Origin of the sequence: Micromonospora antibiotica, assembly GCF_017599305.1 — a bacterium.
GTDB classification, from domain to species: Bacteria; Actinomycetota; Actinomycetes; order Mycobacteriales; family Micromonosporaceae; genus Micromonospora; species Micromonospora antibiotica.
Window position 1 is genome coordinate 778,446 of record NZ_JAGFWR010000001.1, and the last position, 16,933, is coordinate 795,378.

The following is a 16,933-nucleotide window of genomic DNA, read 5'->3' on the forward strand; positions in this document are numbered from 1 at the left end:
GGAGCCGGCTGGGCAGGAGCCGGCTGGGCGGGAGCCGGCTGGGCGGGAGCCGGCTGGGCGGGAGCCGGCTGGGCGGGAGCCGGCTGGGCGGGAGCCGGCTGGGCGGGAGCCGGCTGGGCGGGGGTCGGCTGGGCAGCAGCCGGGGCGGGAGCCGGTTCGACGGGAGCCGGCTCGACGGGAGTCAGCTGGGCGGCAGCCAATTGGGTGGGAGTCAGCGGGGCAGGAACCAGCGGGGCAGGGGTCGGCTGGGTGGGGACGGGCATCCCGGTGGGGAGGTTGGTCAGGACCACGTCGAGGACCCGGACCGACCCCGGCTTGGACAGCGGGTTGTTGCCGTTGCCGCACTTGGGGGACTGGACGCAGGACGGGCAGCCCGACTCGCAGCCGCACTCGACGATGGCGTCCCGGGTGGCGCCCAGCCAGGCCGCTGCCGTCCGGTAGGCCCGCTCGGCGAAGCCGGCCCCGCCGGGGTGACCGTCGTAGACGAACACGGTGGGCGCCTCGGTGTCCGGGTGCAGGGCGGTGGACAGCCCGCCGATGTCCCACCGGTCGCAGGTGGCCATCAGCGGCAGCAACCCGATCGCGGCGTGCTCGGCGGCGTGCAGGGCCCCCGGCACGTCCGCCGGCTCGACCCCGGCCGCCGCCAACGACTGCGGGGAGAGCGTGAACCAGACCGCGACGGTCCGCAGCTCCCGGGCCGGCAGGTCCAGCGGGCGGGTGTCGATCACCTCGCCGGAGGCGATCCGGCGACGTTGGTAGGAGACCACCTGACTGGTGACGTCCACCTCGCCGAGGAAGAGCCCGACCGGCCCGGCGTCCCGGTAGGAGCGGACCGACACCACCGAGAGCGAGGTGACGTCCCGGGCGTGGGTGGACCAGTCCGGCTCCTCGGCGTGCACCAGCGCGCACCCGTCGTCGAGGTCCAACGCGTCGACCACGTACGAGACGCCCTGGTGCAGGTAGACCGCCCCCGGGTGGACGAGGAAGTGCGCCGACCCGCCGTCGACGGTGCCGAGCAGCCGGCCGGTGGACGCCTCCACCACGCAGACCGGTGCCCCGCCCTGGCCACGCAGGTCGACCTCGGGACGTTCCCGGTGCCGCCAGTACCAGCCGGTGGGCCGCTGCCGCAGGTCACCGGCGCGCACCAACTCGTCGACGGCCTCCTTCGCCCCGTCGCCGAACAGGTCCAGGTCGGCCGGGGTGAGCGGGGACTCGGCGGCGGCGCAGGCGAGCTGCGGGGTGAGCACGTACGGGTTGGCCGGGTCGAGCACCGTCGCCTCGACGGGCCGGCCGAACAGGGCCTCCGGGTGGTGCACCAGGTAGGTGTCGAGCGGGTCGTCCCGGGCCACCAGCACGGCGAGCGCTTCGTCGCCGGAGCGGCCGGCCCGGCCGGCCTGCTGCCACAGCGACGCCCGGGTGCCCGGCCAGCCGCAGATCAGCACCGCGTCCAGCCCGACCAGGTCGACGCCGAGCTCCAGCGCGTTGGTGGACGCCAGGCCGAGCAGCTCACCATGCAGCAGGGCCCGTTCCAGTTCCCGCCGTTCCTCCCGCAGGTAACCGGCCCGGTAGGCGGCGACCCGTTCGCCGAGGCCGGGCACCGCCTCGTCCAGGGCCCGTCGGGCGTTCGCGGCGACGACCTCCGCGCCGCGCCGGGACCGGACGAAGGCGAGCGTGCGTACCCCCTCGGCGACGGTGTCGGCGAGCAGGTCGGCGGTCTCCCGCAGCGCCGACCGGCGGACCTGGTTCAGGTCGTCGGCGACGGCCTCGACGTCGGTGTTCGGCGGCAGCAGCGGCGGTTCCCAGAGCGCGAAGGTGACCCCGCCGCGCGGTGAGGTGTCCTCGGTGACGGCGGTGACCGGCAGGCCGGTGAGCCGCCCGGCGGTCGCCGCCGGGTCACCCGACGTCGCGGACGCGAGCAGGAACACGGGGGTACGGCCGAACTGGTCGCACCGGCGGCGCAGCCGACGCAGCACGTGCGCCACGTGGGAGCCGAAGACGCCCCGGTAGGTGTGGCACTCGTCGACGATCACGTACGTCAGCCGGCGCAGGAACCCCGACCAGTGCGCGTGCCCGGGGAGGATGCCGTGGTGCAGCATGTCCGGGTTGGTCAGCACGAACCGGGAGTGCCGGCGGATCCACTCCCGTTCGGTGCGCGGGGTGTCCCCGTCGTAGGTGGCGGGGCGTACCCCGTCGAGGTCGAGGCCGGCGACGGCGCGCAGCTGGTCGGCGGCGAGGGCCTTGGTGGGGGCCAGGTAGAGCACCGTGGCCCGGGGGTCGGCGAGCAGGGTGGCCAGCGCCGGGAGCTGGTATGCCAGGGACTTGCCGGACGCCGTGCCGGTGGCGACCACCACGTGCTGCCCGGCGTACGCCAGCTCGGCGGCCTCGGCCTGGTGCCGCCAGGGGGCGGTGACGCCGCGTCGGGCGAACGCCGCCCGTAGCTCCTCGGGTGCCCACTGCGGCCACGGCGCCTGCTGCCCGGCGCGGGCCGGCACCCGCTCGACGTGGGTGACCGGGTCGGCCCGGTGCCGGGTGCGCAGCCGGTGCAGCAGCTCGGCGGGCCCTCGCCCGGTGCCGGGGCCTGCGGTAGCGGTGGCTGCGGGGTTCACGTCCTGCACTCTCGCACTGGTGTTCGGTGCTGAACAACCGGCCCGGTGGGTATGGAGGAGCCGCCGCCGGTGACCTCGCCGGGCCGTCCGGCGGGGATGGTTAGATGCCCAGGAGAGTTTACGGCTCTCGGAGGAGGACTGATGGAGCTGTCGCTGGCGACCCGCACCGTGGGGGAGCACACGGTGCTCGAGGTCGGCGGTGAGGTGGACGTCTACACCGCACCACGACTGCGCGAACGGCTCCTGGAGTTGATCGACGGCGGCGCCCGGCGGGTCGTGGTCGACCTGGGCCGGGTGGACTTTCTCGACTCCACGGGCCTGGGGGTGCTGGTCGGCGCCCTCAAGCGGCTGCGTTCGGCCGGAGGGTCGTTCGCCCTGGTCTGCGACAAGGAGCCGCTGCTGAAGATCTTCCGGATCACCGCCCTGGACCAGGTCTTCCCCCTGCATCCGACGGTCGACGCGGCGATCGCCGCCGACCCCACCGGCTCCGGCACGTGATGGCGACGGTCCGGCTCTCCTTCTCGCCGGCCCCGGTGCACGTGCGTACCGCCCGCCTGGTCGGTGTCGCGGTGGCCCGTCGGGCCGGGGTCCGGGAGGATCTGCTCGACGAGGTGCGGTTGGCCATCGGTGAGGCGTGCACCCGGGCGGTCGCCCTGCACCACCAGTACGGGTTGGCCGATCCGGTGCTGGTGGAGATGTCTGACTCCGGAGCGTATTCGGTGCGGGTGGTGGACCGGGCGCCGATCGAGGCGGGGCTGGGCCTGGCCGCGTTGAACGCCGACGAGTTGGCCAACGAGGCGTTGACCGACGAGGCCCTGACCACCGGGGTGGGCTTCGCGTTGCTCGCTGGTTTCGTGGAGGATCTCCAGGTCCGTCCGGTGGCCGAGGGCGTCGGGACCGAGGTCCGGATGGTGTGGCCGGTCGGCCGCTGATCGACACTCTGCGTGCATGAGGCGGTGACCCTTGGTGGGTCACCGCCTCGTAGTGTTGATGGCCTCCTATATCAGATTTTTCCTCATAACACAGTTACGGAGATCATCCGGACACGGTGTCCCCCAGGTGTGACCTCCAACACTGACCAGGGCTACAGTCTGTGAGTTGTCAGCACGTGATCCTTCCCGCAGCCAGCGAACATAGATGTTGATCATCTGCCGTCGGGGCGGGTCGGAGCAGGTGCGCCACCGCATCCAGGCGTCGGCCATACGTCCACTGGCCGGCGCGACAGTGTTCGGTACAGGAGGACATAGATGTCCGGGACCTTGGCCGCCGATAGCGGCGCGCTGTCCCTCACCGGAGAGAACCTGACGTACGTCGTCATCGCCGCGGTCATCGCGCTGGTGGCACTCGTCTTCGCCGCCGCCTTGACCAAGGCCGTGCTGGCAGCCGGTAAGGGCACCACCAACATGCAGGAGATCTCCGGCGCGGTGCAGGAGGGCGCCTCCGCCTATCTGCTCCGGCAGTTCAGGACGTTGGCGATCTTCGTGGTCGTCGCCGTCGTGCTGCTCTTCCTGTTGCCGGTGCACGACACCGACGGCAGCGAACTCGCGGTGAAGATCGGCCGATCGGTGTTCTTCGTGGTCGGCGCCCTGTTCAGCGCGTTCATCGGCGGTGCCGGCATGTGGCTGGCCACCCGCGCCAACCTGCGGGTCGCCGCGGCGGCCCGGGAGGCGTCCGGTGGCCGGGAAGCCGCCATGAAGATCGCCTTCCGCACCGGTGGCGTGGTCGGCTTCCTCACCGTCGGTCTCGGCCTGTTCGGCGCGGCGATGGTGGTCGTCTTCTTCAAGGGTGACGCGCCGACCGTGCTGGAGGGCTTCGGCTTCGGTGCCGCCCTGCTCGCCATGTTCATGCGGGTCGGCGGCGGCATCTTCACCAAGGCCGCCGACGTCGGTGCCGACCTGGTCGGCAAGGTGGAGCAGGGCATCCCGGAGGACGACCCGCGCAACGCCGCCACCATCGCCGACAACGTGGGCGACAACGTCGGCGACTGCGCCGGCATGGCCGCCGACCTCTTCGAGTCGTACGCGGTGACGCTGGTCGCGGCGCTGATCCTCGGCCGCGCTGCGTTCGGTGAGGACGGCCTGGTCCTCCCGCTGATCATCTCCACGATCGGGGTCCTGGTGGCGATCGTCGGGGTGTTCATCACCCGGCTGCGCGCCTCCGACCGCAACGGCCTCACCGCCATCAACCGGGCCTTCTACCTCTCGGCCCTGTTCTCCGCGGTGCTGGTCGCGATCGCCTCCTACTTCTACCTCCAGCCCACCTGGGCCGACCTGCTCGGCCCCGAGTGGCGGCAGAGCCTCGGCGTGGACGGCGGCGACCCGCCGCTCGGCCCGCGCGGGGTGACCATCGCCGCGGTCGTCATCGGCATCGGGCTGGCCGCCGCCATCCAGGCGCTGACCGGCTACTTCACCGAGACCAACCGGCGTCCGGTGCAGGACATCGGCAAGAGTTCGCAGACCGGTGCCGCCACCGTCATCCTCGCCGGCATCAGCGTCGGCCTGGAGTCGGCGGTCTACTCGGCGCTGCTGATCGGCGCCGGGGTGTTCGGCGCGTTCCTGCTCGGCGGCGGCTCCATCACCCTGTCGTTGTTCGCGGTGGCGCTGGCCGGCACCGGCCTGCTCACCACCGTCGGCGTCATCGTCGCGATGGACACCTTCGGCCCGATCTCCGACAACGCGCAGGGCGTGGCCGAGATGTCCGGCGACATCGACGAGAACGGCGCGCGGATCCTCACCGAGCTGGACGCGGTCGGCAACACCACCAAGGCGATCACCAAGGGCATCGCGATCGCCACCGCCGTGCTCGCGGCCACCGCGCTGTTCGGCTCGTACACCGACACGCTGCGTACCGCGTACTCCGACGCGGGCGTGGGTGACGTCGGCGCCGAGATCCTCGGCGCGCTCAACGTCGCCAACCCGCGCAACCTGGTCGGTCTGATCATCGGTGCGGCGGTGGTCTTCCTCTTCTCCGGGCTGGCCATCAACGCGGTCTCCCGCTCGGCCGGCGCGGTCGTGATGGAGGTCCGCCGGCAGTTCCGCGAGCTGCCCGGGATCATGGACGGCACCCAGCGCCCCGAGTACGGCAAGGTCGTCGACATCTGCACCCGGGACGCCCAGCGCGAACTGATGACCCCCGGCCTGCTGGCCATCCTCGCCCCCATCGCGGTCGGCTTCGGCCTCGGGCCGGGCGCACTGGCCTCCTACCTGGCCGGGGCGATCGGGGCGGGCACCCTGATGGCGGTCTTCCTGTCCAACTCCGGTGGGGCCTGGGACAACGCCAAGAAGCTCGTCGAGGACGGCGCGTACGGCGGCAAGGGCTCCGAGTCGCACGAGGCGACGGTCATCGGCGACACCGTCGGTGACCCGTTCAAGGACACCGCCGGCCCGGCGATCAACCCGCTGATCAAGGTGATGAACCTGGTCTCGTTGCTGATCGCGCCGGCCGTGGTGGCCTGGAGCGTCGGCGACGGCCGGAACACCCCGCTGCGCCTGACGATCGCGGCGGCCGCCACCCTGATCGTGGTCGCGGCGGTGGTGTTCAGCAAGCGCAAGGGCGTCGCGATGGACTCCACCCCGGACGGTGGTGGCACCGGCGCGGGCAACGACCCCAAGCAGGTCGAACCGGCCAACGTCTGAGTGACGACGCAGCGGGTTCCCGGCCGTCCCGGGGACCCGCTGCGGGGGCCGACCAGCGCGAAACCTGATCGCTGGCGCAATCGCCCGGAGGCCGTACGCTGCATCGCATGCGTACGTGTCGGGCGAGTGCCGCCGGAAAGCTCACGGTGGTCCTCACCACGGCCGTCCTCGTCGTCGCCGGCTGCGGCGGCGGTCCCAGCCCACGGGCCTGGGCGGCCTCGGTCTGCGAGGCGCTCACCCCGTGGCGGGCCGAGATCAGCAAGCTCACCAGCAGCACCCACCAGCAGATGACCGCGCAGACCACCCCGGCACAGGCGAAGGAGAACCTGGTGCGGCTCTTCGCCGGTGCCGAGCAGGCCAGCGAGACGGCCCGCCGCCGGATCGCCGACGCGGGCATCCCGGAGACCGACCGCGGCGACGAGGTGTCGAAGGGGTTCCGTACGTCCCTGGAGAGGATCAGGGACGCCTACGGACGCGCCGGTGACACCATCGACGCGCTGGACACCGGGCGGGCCACCGTGTTCTACGACGGCGTCCAGGCGGCGGTGGACAAGCTCAACAAGGAGTACGACGCGAGCGCGCTGGACACCGGGCGGCTCAACTCGAAAGAGCTCAAACAGGCCTTCGACGAGGTTCCGGAGTGTCGCTGAGTCGTGCCGACCCGCCCGGGGAGCCGGTGCGTCAGTTGTCGCTGTTCGGCTCCGAGGCGGCCGATCCGTCCGTCGCCGATCTGTCCGGGCTGTTGGCCGGCCCGGGGGAGGTGCACCGGATGGGGCGTACCGCCCGGTTGTCCGTCGAGGTGGACGCGGCCTGGCGGGTGCACGTGCTCGTCGCCGAGCTGGCCCGGCGGGGGCTCGCGGCGGGCTGGGAGGCGACCGGGGAGCAGCGCTGGGTCGTGCGTACCTCGTATCTGACCACCCTCGCCCCGCTGGCGACGGCCTGGCTGGCCGGTGGGGTCAAGCGTCCGCCGGGCCACTTCCACCTGCACGGCCGGCGGTTGCGGCTGTGGCTGGCCGCCGCGGGGGCGGCCGACGAGGCCGGCCTGTTGCTGCGCCTGCATCCCCGGGACGAGCCGTGGTGGCCGGTGGTGCGGGCGGCGCTCGCCGTGGTGGGTCTGCCGGCGGCGCTGGTGGAGGCGGACGCGGGTGGCCCGGCGTTCCGGATCGGCGGGCGGCGGCTGGCCCGGCTGGCCGAGCTGGTGGGCGACCGACCGCCCACCGCCCCCGTCGACCTCTGGCCGTGACCGTCCCGCCTCGCGACGCTCTGCCCCACCCTGCCCTGCACCGCCTGGCCCCGCCGGGCCCCGGCCCGGGTGGTGATCGACCCGACGGCGGCGGTGTTGCGCTGTCGGGTCGCCCCGGATGCGGCACCATCGGCCTACCGGAGGCGGTGGTGCAGACTGGCCAAGTGTCCGATCATGGACAGTATCGCGGACAGTATGCTGGCCGTCTCACTCCGTGAGCAGCGGGATTCGCCCAGGTCGGGGGTCCGTCCCCGTCACCGTGGCCCACTTCCGGGCCTACCCACGGTGTACGGTGGCGCCGTCCGGCCGCTGCGGCCGGCGTGGCGTCGGTGGTGCCGCCGCGCGGACGTTGATTGCCGCCCCCGGGACCCGGAACCCGGGCGGCGCGTTACGTTGGACATCCGGACCAACCGTGGTCCGGCGGGCGCGACACGGCCCGAATCGGGCCTGGAGCAGGAGCGGAGTCGGGGAGAGACGTGCCGAGCAACGCTGGAACCACCCGTCTGGTCATCGTCGAGTCACCGGCGAAGGCCAAGACGATCTCGGGCTATCTCGGCCCGGGGTACGTCGTGGAGGCCAGCTTCGGCCACGTCCGGGACCTCCCCCGAAACGCCGCCGACGTGCCGGCCAAGTACAAGGGTGAGCCGTGGGCCCGCCTCGGGGTGGACGTCGACAACGGCTTCCACGCCCTCTACGTCGTCTCCGCCGACCGTAAGCAGCAGATCAACAAGCTGGTCAAGCTGGCCAAGGAGGTCGACGAGATCTTCCTGGCCACGGATGAGGACCGCGAGGGCGAGGCCATCGCCTGGCACCTGGTGGAGACCCTCAAGCCCAAGGTGCCGGTCAAGCGGATGGTCTTCCACGAGATCACCAAGCCGGCCATCCAGGCTGCGGTGGCCAACCCCCGGGAGATCGACCGGGACCTGGTCGACGCCCAGGAGGCCCGCCGCATCCTCGACCGGCTGTACGGCTACGAGGTCTCCCCGGTGCTGTGGAAGAAGGTCATGCCGAGGCTCTCGGCGGGCCGGGTGCAGTCCGTGGCGACCCGGATCGTGGTCGAGCGGGAACGCCAGCGGATGGCCTTCCGCACCGCGGAATACTGGGACATCCTCGCCACCCTGGCGGTGGCGAAGCCGGGCGAGGGCCCGCGTACCTTCAACGCCACCCTGGTCGCCCTCAACGGCGACCGGATCGCCACCGGCAAGGACTTCGAGCCGACCACCGGCCGGGTACGCCCCGGCGCGGGCGTGGTGCACCTCGACGAGAGCGGGGCGCGGGGCCTGGCGGCCCGGCTGGACGGGCGGCCGTTCACCGTCACCCGGGTCGAGGAGAAGCCCTACCGTCGTCGCCCCTACGCGCCGTTCATCACCTCCACCCTCCAGCAGGAGGCGGCCCGCAAGATGCGGTTCTCGTCGCAGCAGACGATGCGCACCGCGCAGCGGCTCTACGAGAACGGCTACATCACCTACATGCGTACCGACTCGGTGAACCTGTCGGAGACCGCCATCGCGGCGGCCCGCCGGCAGATCGTCGAGCTGTACGGCGAGCGCAGCGTGCCACCGGAGCCGCGCCGCTACACCGGCAAGGTGAAGAACGCCCAGGAGGCGCACGAGGCGATCCGCCCGGCGGGGGACAACTTCCGCACCCCGGGCGACGTGGCCAAGGAGCTGTCCGGCGAGGAGTTCAAGCTCTACGAGCTGATCTGGCGGCGCACCATCGCCTCGCAGATGACCGACGCGGTCGGCTCCAGCGTCTCGGTGCGCATCCGGGCGGTCTCCGCCGCGCAGGAGGAGGCCGACTTCGGCGCCACCGGCAAGACCATCACCGACCCGGGTTTCCTGCGGGCCTACGTCGAGTCCAGCGACGACGAGAACGCCGAGGCCGAGGACGCCGAGCGGCGGCTGCCCACCCTGGTCAAGGACCAGCCGCTGACCGCCGACGAGCTGGCCGCGCAGGGCCACCACACCCAGCCGCCGTCGCGCTACACCGAGGCGTCGCTGGTCAAGTCGCTGGAGGAGCTGGGCATCGGCCGCCCGTCGACGTACGCGTCGATCATGCAGACGATCCAGGACCGGGGCTACGTCACCAAGCGCGGCCAGGCGATGATCCCGACGTTCCTGGCGTTCGCGGTGATCGGGCTGATGGAACGGCACTACCCGCGCCTGATCGACTACGACTTCACCGCCAGCATGGAAAACGAGCTGGACGAGATCGCCGGGGGCGACCACGCCGCCGTCGACTTCCTCACCGCGTTCTACTTCGGCAGCAGCAACGGCACCGGTGACCAGGCCATCGCCCACGCGGGCGGGTTGAAGAAACTGGTCACCGAGGACCTCAGCGAGATCGACGCGCGCAGCGTCAACTCGATCCCGCTGCACACCGACGACGAGGGGCGTGAGGTCGTCGTGCGGGTGGGCCGGTTCGGGCCGTACCTGCAACGGGCCCTGCCCGGCGAGCAGCCGACGCCGAAGGCCGAGGGCGAGGAGGGCGGCAGCCAGGGCGACCGGGCGCCGATCCCGGAAGGGTTGGCCCCCGACGAGCTGACCCCGGAGAAGGTGCACGAGTTGTTCCTCGGCGGGGGCGGCGAGCGCAAGCTCGGCGACGACCCGGCCACCGGGGAACCGATCGTGCTCAAGTCCGGCCGGTTCGGCCCGTACGTCGCCAGCGGCGAGCGCAAGTCGTCGCTGCTGCGGACGCAGACCCCCGACTCGCTCACCCTCGACGAGGCGTTGAAGCTGCTCAGCCTGCCCCGGGTGATCGGGGTCGCCCCGGACGGCGGCGAGGTGGTCGCCAACAACGGCCGCTACGGTCCGTACGTCAAGCGTGGTGACGAGTTCCGCTCGCTGGACTCGGAAGACAAGATGTTCACCGTCACCCTCGACGAGGCGCTGGCCCTGCTGGCCGCCCCGAAGACCCGCCAGCGTCGGGCCGCCGCGCCCCCGCTGCGCGAGATGGGCGTCGACCCGCTGACCGAGAAGCCACTGGTGATCAAGGACGGCCGGTTCGGGCCGTACGTCACCGACGGGGAGTTCAACGCGTCGCTGCGGCGCGGGCAGACCCCGGAGGAACTGACCGTCGAGCAGGCGTCGGAGATGCTGGCCGAGAAGCGGGCGAAGGGCCCGGCCCCGAAGAAGGCGGCGGCGAAGAAGGCCCCCGCCAAGAAGGCGCCGGCCAAGAAGACCACGGCGGCGAAGAAGACGACGGCGGCCAAGGCCACGACCACCAAGGCCACCGCGACGAAGCAGGCCACGACGGCCAAGAAGACGCCGGCCCGCAAGGCTGCTCCCCGCAAGGCCACGGTGGCTGCCGACGGCGAGTGAGCCGCTGAAAGGGGCCTCACGTCCGGTGCGTGATGGCCTACTCTGTCGCGGTGTCCAAATCGGAGAGTGCGGAAGGCGGCCGGCCGCTGAAGGTGGCGGGCATCGTCGCCCTCGTCGCGACGGTGCTGGCCGGAGCGGGGCTGATCGTCTGGCGTACCAGCGGGACAGGGGGCGATTCGCCAGCTGACCCGCCGGGCATCGGTGCGGGTGCGCCGGTCGCCGAGGTCGGGCCGGTCACCACCCCGCCCGACCCGGCCGTACGCCAGGACTCCTCCGGGCGTCGGCTGTTCACCATCCTGGGCGCCGGTGACGTGCTGGTGCACCCGGAACTGACCCATCAGGCGGGCCGGGACGCCAAGCGTGCGGGGCGTTCCGGTGCGCTCGACTTCAACCCGTTGTTCCGGCACGCCCGCCCGACGGTCGAGGGTGCTGACCTGGCGATCTGTCACCTGGAAACCCCGCTGGCCAAGCCGGACGGGCCGTTCGTCGGCTTCCCGAAGTTCAGCGTCCCCCCGCAGGTGGTGGACGCGATCCGGGGCGCCGGCTTCGATGCCTGCTCGACGGCGTCCAACCACAGCATCGACCAGGGCGAGGCGGGGGTCGTCCGTACCCTGGACGCGTTGGACGCGGCGAAGATCGGGCACACCGGCAGCGCGCGGACCAAGAAGGAGTCGCTCACCCCACGGATCTACACCAAGAACGGGGTACGGGTCGGGCACCTGGCCTACAGCCTGCACTTCAACGGGCTGCGACGGCCGGCGGGCAAGGAGTGGATCGCCAACCTCATCGAGCCGCCCAGGATCCTCGCGGCGGCGCGCAAGCTGCGTACGGCGGGTGCGGAGATCGTGGTGCTGAGTCTGCACTGGGGCACCGAGTACGAGAACCTGCCGGACGCCAAGCAGGAGGAGTGGTCGAAGCTGTTGATCGCGTCCCCGGACATCGATCTGATCCTGGGTCACCATGCGCACGTGGTGCAGCCGATCGAGAAGATCGGCCAGAAGTGGGTGGTCTTCGGGATGGGCAACCAGGTCGCCCGGCACGCGGAACCGATCCCCGCCAACCGGGAGGGCGTGATGGGGCGGTTCACCTTCACCGAGACGGCCAAGGGGAAGTGGCGGGTGACCCGGGCCGAGGCCGTTCCCACCTGGATCGATCTGAATCCGGACATCCGGTTGGTGGATCTGCCGACCGCGCTGGCGGATCCGACGACCCCGGCGCACCGCCGGGAGATCTACCGGGCTGCTGCCGCCCGCATCCGGGGCTACCTCTTGGCCCGTGGGGGCGAAGCGGATGGTCTTGAGGTTCTTGGCCCGCCCGGTGGTTCGGCCACGCCGAACGGGTAAATCACGCGGTTGAATATCCGATTCGCTCGATAGTTGGCGAATCGCGCCATCCGGCGGGCGGTGAGCGCTGTTAGCCTCGCACGCCGGCTGGTCCACGGGGAGGAACGGTTACATGGGTGACGACTGTCTACTGTGGGTGCGCGGATGAACCATCCGCCACCGCCGGTGCGGGCGGGCCTCCACCGCCCCGGGGACGGGCAGGGAGAGTTGGCCCGTTGGCGTCTGATCAGCCTGGAGAAACAGCTTCCGCAGCCCCGGCTGCTGACCGGGGTCGGTACGCCGGCACTGGTGGCCGCCCTGCTGCTCACCCTGCTCGCCGTCTTCGCCTTCGCCTACCTGGGCCGCGACAGCGAGGCCGGCGTGCCCCGGGCCGTGACCGACTCGCAGCGGGACTTCGTCAGGGCGGTCGCCCGTGGCCTCGACAGCTCGGTCGCCCGTAGCCGGGAGGAGTTGGCCCGCACGGCAGGCGCCTACGACGCGCGGCCGGCCGGGGCGGCCACCCAACTCGCCGCACTCACCAGAGACCAACCGAAGTGGCGGGGCGTCGGCGTCCTCGACGCGGGCGGAAAGTCCACTGTGGCTGCTGTCGGTCAACCGGTGGCGCTGCCCCCCGGCACCGCCGCCGGCCGGATCGCCCTGCCGGTGGTCGAGGGCAACGACCCCCGGCTGCTCCTGGTCGAGCCGCTGTCCGACGGGCGGTTGCTCGTCGCCGAGCTGAACCTGCACATCCGTACCCTCCGGCTGGACCCGAAGGCGAAGCAGGCCGTCCTGATCGCCGTACCCGGAGGTGGGCGGTCCCTCGTGCAGGGGGCACCCGTACCGGCCGATCCCGCGCTGGACGGGCTGATCACCGGGGCGGTGGGCGCGACGTCCGGGGGGTCCACCGCCACCCGCACCGGCGCACCGGCCGCCGGCCCGGCCGACCGGGACCCGACCGCGCCGATCGCCCCGGTGACCACCGCCGACGCCGTCGGCAAGGTCGGTGTCGTGGTGGTCTCCCTGGTGTACGTCCCGGTCACCGCCGCTGCGGTCACCCGGGAGCCACTGCTGGCCGCGCTCGTCCTGCTGCTGGGTGCCGGTGCGGTGCTGCTGATCCTCCAGTTCGGACTGGTCCGGCCGATGCGGCTGCTCCTCGTCCACGCCAAGGCGGTGGCCTCGGGCAACCCCACGCAGGGGCCGCCGAGGACGGCGAACGCCCAGGTCAACCGGATCGCCTCGGCGTTCGGCACGCTCGCCGCCCAGCAGCGCACGACCCCGGCGGGGCGCGGCCCGGACGACCCGACCGGCGGCGTACCGGCAGGTCTTGCGGTCGTCACGGCGGTCGTCGCGGTGCTGTTGGCCGCAGGCGGGATCCTGGCCACCCTCGCCCCCCACGAGGACGACCTCCCGGCCCAGGTGGTGCGGGACTCGGAGAACCAGGTCGCCGCCGTGGCCGGCGCGGTCGACGACACCCTGGACGGTGGCTACACCAAGCTCGCCCTGGTCGGCGCGGACAACCGCACCGCCGGCACCGGCCAGCTGCGCCGGGCGCTCGACCGCCTGCTCGACGACAACCGCAGGTTCCGCAGCGGCTACCTCGTGTCGGCGAACGGCGGTGTGGTCACCAGCGTGGGCCGGACCCCGCTGCGACCCGGTGGTCCGTTGCCGGGTGAGGGCGGTGTGGTGCTGCACGACGTGCAGGGCCGACTGCCGATCGTCTACGCGTACACGCAGCTGGCGGACGGGCGGTCGCTGGTCGCCGAGTTCGACGTGCGTTACCTGACCCGACTGTTGGAGCGGGTCGACGGGCGACTGCGGGTGGTCGACGTGGACCAGCGGGACATCCTGGATTCGGCCGGCTACCTCGCCTTCGAGCAGGTGTCCAGCCGGCAGGTGCGCACCGCGGCGGCGGAGGCGCTCAGCGGGAAGCCGTACGCCCGGGTGGCGGAGGTCGACGGTGACCATGAGCTGTTGATCACCGCGCCGGTCGCGCTGGAGGGCTCGGCGGCGCACCTGGAGTGGACGGTGGTGGCTGAGCGCCCGGTCACCGACTACGCGCTGCCCGGCAACGAGATGCGTCAGGGCGCGCTCCTGGTGGCGGTCGTCGCGGCGGGCATCGGCCTGCTGCTGTTCAGCTGGTACTACTTCTTCCAACTCCGGCCGTTGCGCAACCTGGCCCGGGAGGCGGCGACGCTCGCCGGTGGGGACAGCAGCCGGGTGATCTCACCGCGCTGGCACGACGACATCGGCGCGGTGGCGGTCTGCCTGGAGGTGTGTCGTCAGGCGGCGGTCCACGGCGAGCAGCGGCTCGGGGGTGCGGCACGACTGCGCGGCACCGAAGGCATGCCCACGGCGATCATGACGAAGGTCCCGCCACGACGGAAGGCGGGTAGCCGTGGTGTCCGGTCGTCCCGCAGGGGTGACTGAGATGCTCTTCCTCTATCTGGTGTTTCTCCTCGCCTGCCTCGGATTGCTGGCGGGCGGCATCATCGAGCAGCGCAACCATCACCGCAGTCTGCACCGCATCCCGCAGCGGGTGCTCGTCAACGGCATCCGGGGCAAGAGCTCGATCACCCGGCTCACCGCCGGTGCGCTGCGTGGTGGCCGGCTGGTCGTGGTGGCCAAGACGACCGGCACGGCGGCCCGGTTCATCTTCCCGGACGCCAGCGAAGAGCCGGTCTACCGCAAGTTCGGCATCGCCAACGTGGTGGAGCAGATCGGCATCGTCCGCCGGGCCGCCGCCTACTACCCGGACGCGCTGGTCATCGAGTGCATGGCGGTCATGCCGCCGTTGCAGGAGCTGAACCAGACCAAGCTGATCCAGTCCACCATCGGCATCCTCTGCAACGTCCGGGAGGACCACCTCGCCGAGATGGGGCCGACCCTGGACGACGTGGCCCGTTCGCTGAGCCGGTCCATGCCGGTCGACGGGATCTGCGTCACCGCCGAGTCCGACCGGCTGCACATCCTGCAGGCGGAGGCGGACAAGCGGTCCTGCAAGCTGATCCCGGTCGACCCCGAATCGGTCACCGACGACGAGATGGCGGGCTTCACCTGGACCACGTTCAAGGAGAACGTGGCCATCGCCCTAAAGGTGGCCGAACTGCTCGGGGTGCCCCGGGAGGCCGCCCTGACCGGCATGTGGACGGCGCCCCCCGATCCGGGGGTGCTCAGCGTCGAGGAGTACCGCCGGGACGGCACGTCGCTGCGGTTCGCGAACATCTTCGCCGCCAACGACCCCGAGTCGACGTTCATGAACATCAAGCAGTTGCAGGAACAGGGGTCGATCCCCCGACCACTGCACGTGCTGATCAACTGTCGGCCGGACCGGGTGGAGCGGAACGGCCAGATGGGCGCGCTGGTTTCCCGGATCGACCCGGACAAGGTCGTCCTGATCGGTGAGCCGACCCGGAGCGCCCGCGTCAAGATCGAGGAGAGCTGGCAGGGCCGGGTGGTCGACCTGGGCGGTCGGATCGGGGCCGAGGAACTGCTCGACGGGGTGCTCGGCAGCATCGACGGGTTCGCCTCGGTGCTGGCGATCGGAAACATCCACGGTCAGGGCGAGATCCTGCTCGCGCAGCTCAGCCGCCTGGACCGCCCCGTATCCCAGGAACCACCCGCTCGTGCGGTGCCGCCGGGGCCACCCGCTCGTGCGGTGCCGCCGGGTCCGCCTGCTCGTGCGGTGCCGCCGGGGCCGGCTGTGCGTGCGGTGCCGCCGGGGCCGGCTGTGCGTGCGGTGCCGCCGGGGCCGGCTGTGCGTGCGGTGCCGCCGGGTCCGCCTGCTCGTGTCGTACCGCCGGGTCCGAGTGTTCGGCCAGTCGGCGAGGCCCCTGCCCATCGGTACGGCGCACCGGGGGGCGACTCGCCGCCCGGACCGGCCTCCGGTGCCTCCCGGCGGCCGGCGGCGACGTACGGCAACCCTCCCGCGCCCCCCGCGCCTCCCGCGCCCCCTGTGCCCCTCGCGCCCCCGGCGCCGTGGCCCGGCCCTCCGACGGCCCGACCGTACGACGGGCCGCAACGCCCCGGCGTGCCCGCCCCCGGGCGTCCGGACCGGTACGCCGCGCTCGCCCCCGAGCAGTTGGACCGGTACCACGCCCAGTCTCCGGGCCAGCGGGACCCGTTCGGCCTGGTGGAGCAGGAGCCGCCGACCCGGCGCGGCCGGCCGGTGGGCGGGCCCCCGGAGCAGGCCCCGGTGGACCACGATCCGCACCGGGGCCGGAGCCGCCGGCCCCCGGCCGACGGCACCGCTGCGACACCCCCCGATCCCGATCCGCAGTCGTCGCATCGACGGCCGTCCGTCTACCGGAGTTCCTCATGATCAACGGAGAGCTGACGCCCGAGCTGTCCACGCTCTGCCTGGGCGTCGGGCTGGTCCTCGCGCTGGCCTGCTACCTCACCACCAATCTCTCCCCCGGTGGCATGATCACGCCGGGTTGGCTGGCGCTGGCTCTGGTCGAGGAGTACCGCCAGGTGCTGGTGATCGTCGCGATGACCGGGGTGACCTGGGGACTCACCCGGGTCATGCAGCGGGTGGTCATCCTTTACGGCAAGCGGCTGTTCGCGGCGATCGTGCTGCTCAGCGTGCTGCTCCAGACCACCCTCTTCCTGGTCATCCAGCAGGACTTCCCGCTGCTGTTCTCGCACCAGACCCTCGGCTTCGTGGCACCTGGCCTGATCGCCTACCAGCTGGTCCGTCAACCGCCGCTGGCGACGATCCTGGCCACCGGGGCGGTCTCCGTGGGTTCGTACCTGATCATCTTCAGTGGCATCCTGGCCGGCCTGGTGCCGGTGAGTTGAGCCGAGACTA

At 72.1% G+C, this 16,933-nt stretch carries 10 protein-coding genes and 1 pseudogene; 10 read left to right on the top strand and 1 reads right to left on the bottom strand.

The window, feature by feature from the left end; genetic code table 11:
* Positions 1-263 precede the first annotated feature (263 nt).
* Positions 264-2,615, bottom strand: a pseudogene (gene sftH, locus JQN83_RS03655) (DNA 3'-5' helicase SftH); the annotation flags it as partial.
* Positions 2,616-2,747: 132 nt separating this feature from the next.
* On the opposite strand from sftH, the gene JQN83_RS03660 reads away from it, so the two are divergent.
* From JQN83_RS03660 to JQN83_RS03705, 10 genes are all read left to right on the top strand, one after another.
* Positions 2,748-3,104, top strand: coding sequence for an STAS domain-containing protein (locus JQN83_RS03660; RefSeq protein WP_208565554.1), 357 nt, complete (start codon positions 2,748-2,750; stop codon positions 3,102-3,104).
* The gene (locus JQN83_RS03665) at positions 3,101-3,538 is read left to right on the top strand and encodes an ATP-binding protein (protein ID WP_091244524.1); all 438 of its coding nucleotides are present in this window, start codon (positions 3,101-3,103) and stop codon (positions 3,536-3,538) included. The genes JQN83_RS03660 and JQN83_RS03665 overlap by 4 nt, the downstream gene beginning before the upstream one ends.
* 315 nt (positions 3,539-3,853) lie before the next feature.
* Entirely contained in the window at positions 3,854-6,241 is a 2,388-nt protein-coding gene (locus tag JQN83_RS03670) for a sodium-translocating pyrophosphatase (protein WP_208565555.1), read from the top strand.
* A gap of 107 nt (positions 6,242-6,348) precedes the next feature.
* The gene (locus JQN83_RS03675; RefSeq protein WP_208565556.1) at positions 6,349-6,891 is read left to right on the top strand and encodes a hypothetical protein; all 543 of its coding nucleotides are present in this window, start codon (positions 6,349-6,351) and stop codon (positions 6,889-6,891) included.
* Positions 6,888-7,484, top strand: coding sequence for a hypothetical protein (locus JQN83_RS03680; RefSeq protein WP_244251764.1), 597 nt, complete (start codon positions 6,888-6,890; stop codon positions 7,482-7,484). Before JQN83_RS03675 ends, JQN83_RS03680 begins: the two co-directional genes overlap by 4 nt.
* 476 nt (positions 7,485-7,960) lie before the next feature.
* Complete coding sequence (gene topA, locus JQN83_RS03685) at positions 7,961-10,804, top strand: type I DNA topoisomerase (RefSeq protein WP_208565558.1); 2,844 nt, start codon at positions 7,961-7,963, stop codon at positions 10,802-10,804.
* A gap of 50 nt (positions 10,805-10,854) precedes the next feature.
* Positions 10,855-12,147, top strand: a complete 1,293-nt coding sequence (locus JQN83_RS03690) for a CapA family protein (protein ID WP_307798977.1) — start codon at positions 10,855-10,857, stop codon at positions 12,145-12,147.
* A 144-nt stretch (positions 12,148-12,291) separates the two neighbouring features.
* A complete protein-coding gene (locus JQN83_RS03695; protein WP_208565560.1) occupies positions 12,292-14,553 on the top strand; it encodes a cache domain-containing protein in 2,262 nt (753 codons plus the stop codon).
* Between the two features lies 1 nt (position 14,554).
* A complete protein-coding gene (gene pgsB / locus JQN83_RS32750; protein ID WP_244251577.1) occupies positions 14,555-16,444 on the top strand; it encodes a poly-gamma-glutamate synthase PgsB in 1,890 nt (629 codons plus the stop codon).
* Entirely contained in the window at positions 16,441-16,923 is a 483-nt protein-coding gene (locus JQN83_RS03705) for a poly-gamma-glutamate biosynthesis protein PgsC/CapC (RefSeq protein WP_208565561.1), read from the top strand. Before pgsB ends, JQN83_RS03705 begins: the two co-directional genes overlap by 4 nt.
* Positions 16,924-16,933: the final 10 nt, after the last annotated feature.

Coding starts and splice junctions, on each gene's coding strand:
- JQN83_RS03660 (WP_208565554.1), top strand. CDS start 2,748: ATGGAGCTGTCGCTGGCGACCCGCACCGTGGGGGAGCACACGGTGCTC.
- JQN83_RS03670 (WP_208565555.1), top strand. CDS start 3,854: ATGTCCGGGACCTTGGCCGCCGATAGCGGCGCGCTGTCCCTCACCGGA.
- JQN83_RS03675 (WP_208565556.1), top strand. CDS start 6,349: ATGCGTACGTGTCGGGCGAGTGCCGCCGGAAAGCTCACGGTGGTCCTC.
- JQN83_RS03695 (WP_208565560.1), top strand. CDS start 12,292: ATGAACCATCCGCCACCGCCGGTGCGGGCGGGCCTCCACCGCCCCGGG.
- pgsB (WP_244251577.1), top strand. CDS start 14,555: ATGCTCTTCCTCTATCTGGTGTTTCTCCTCGCCTGCCTCGGATTGCTG.
- JQN83_RS03705 (WP_208565561.1), top strand. CDS start 16,441: ATGATCAACGGAGAGCTGACGCCCGAGCTGTCCACGCTCTGCCTGGGC.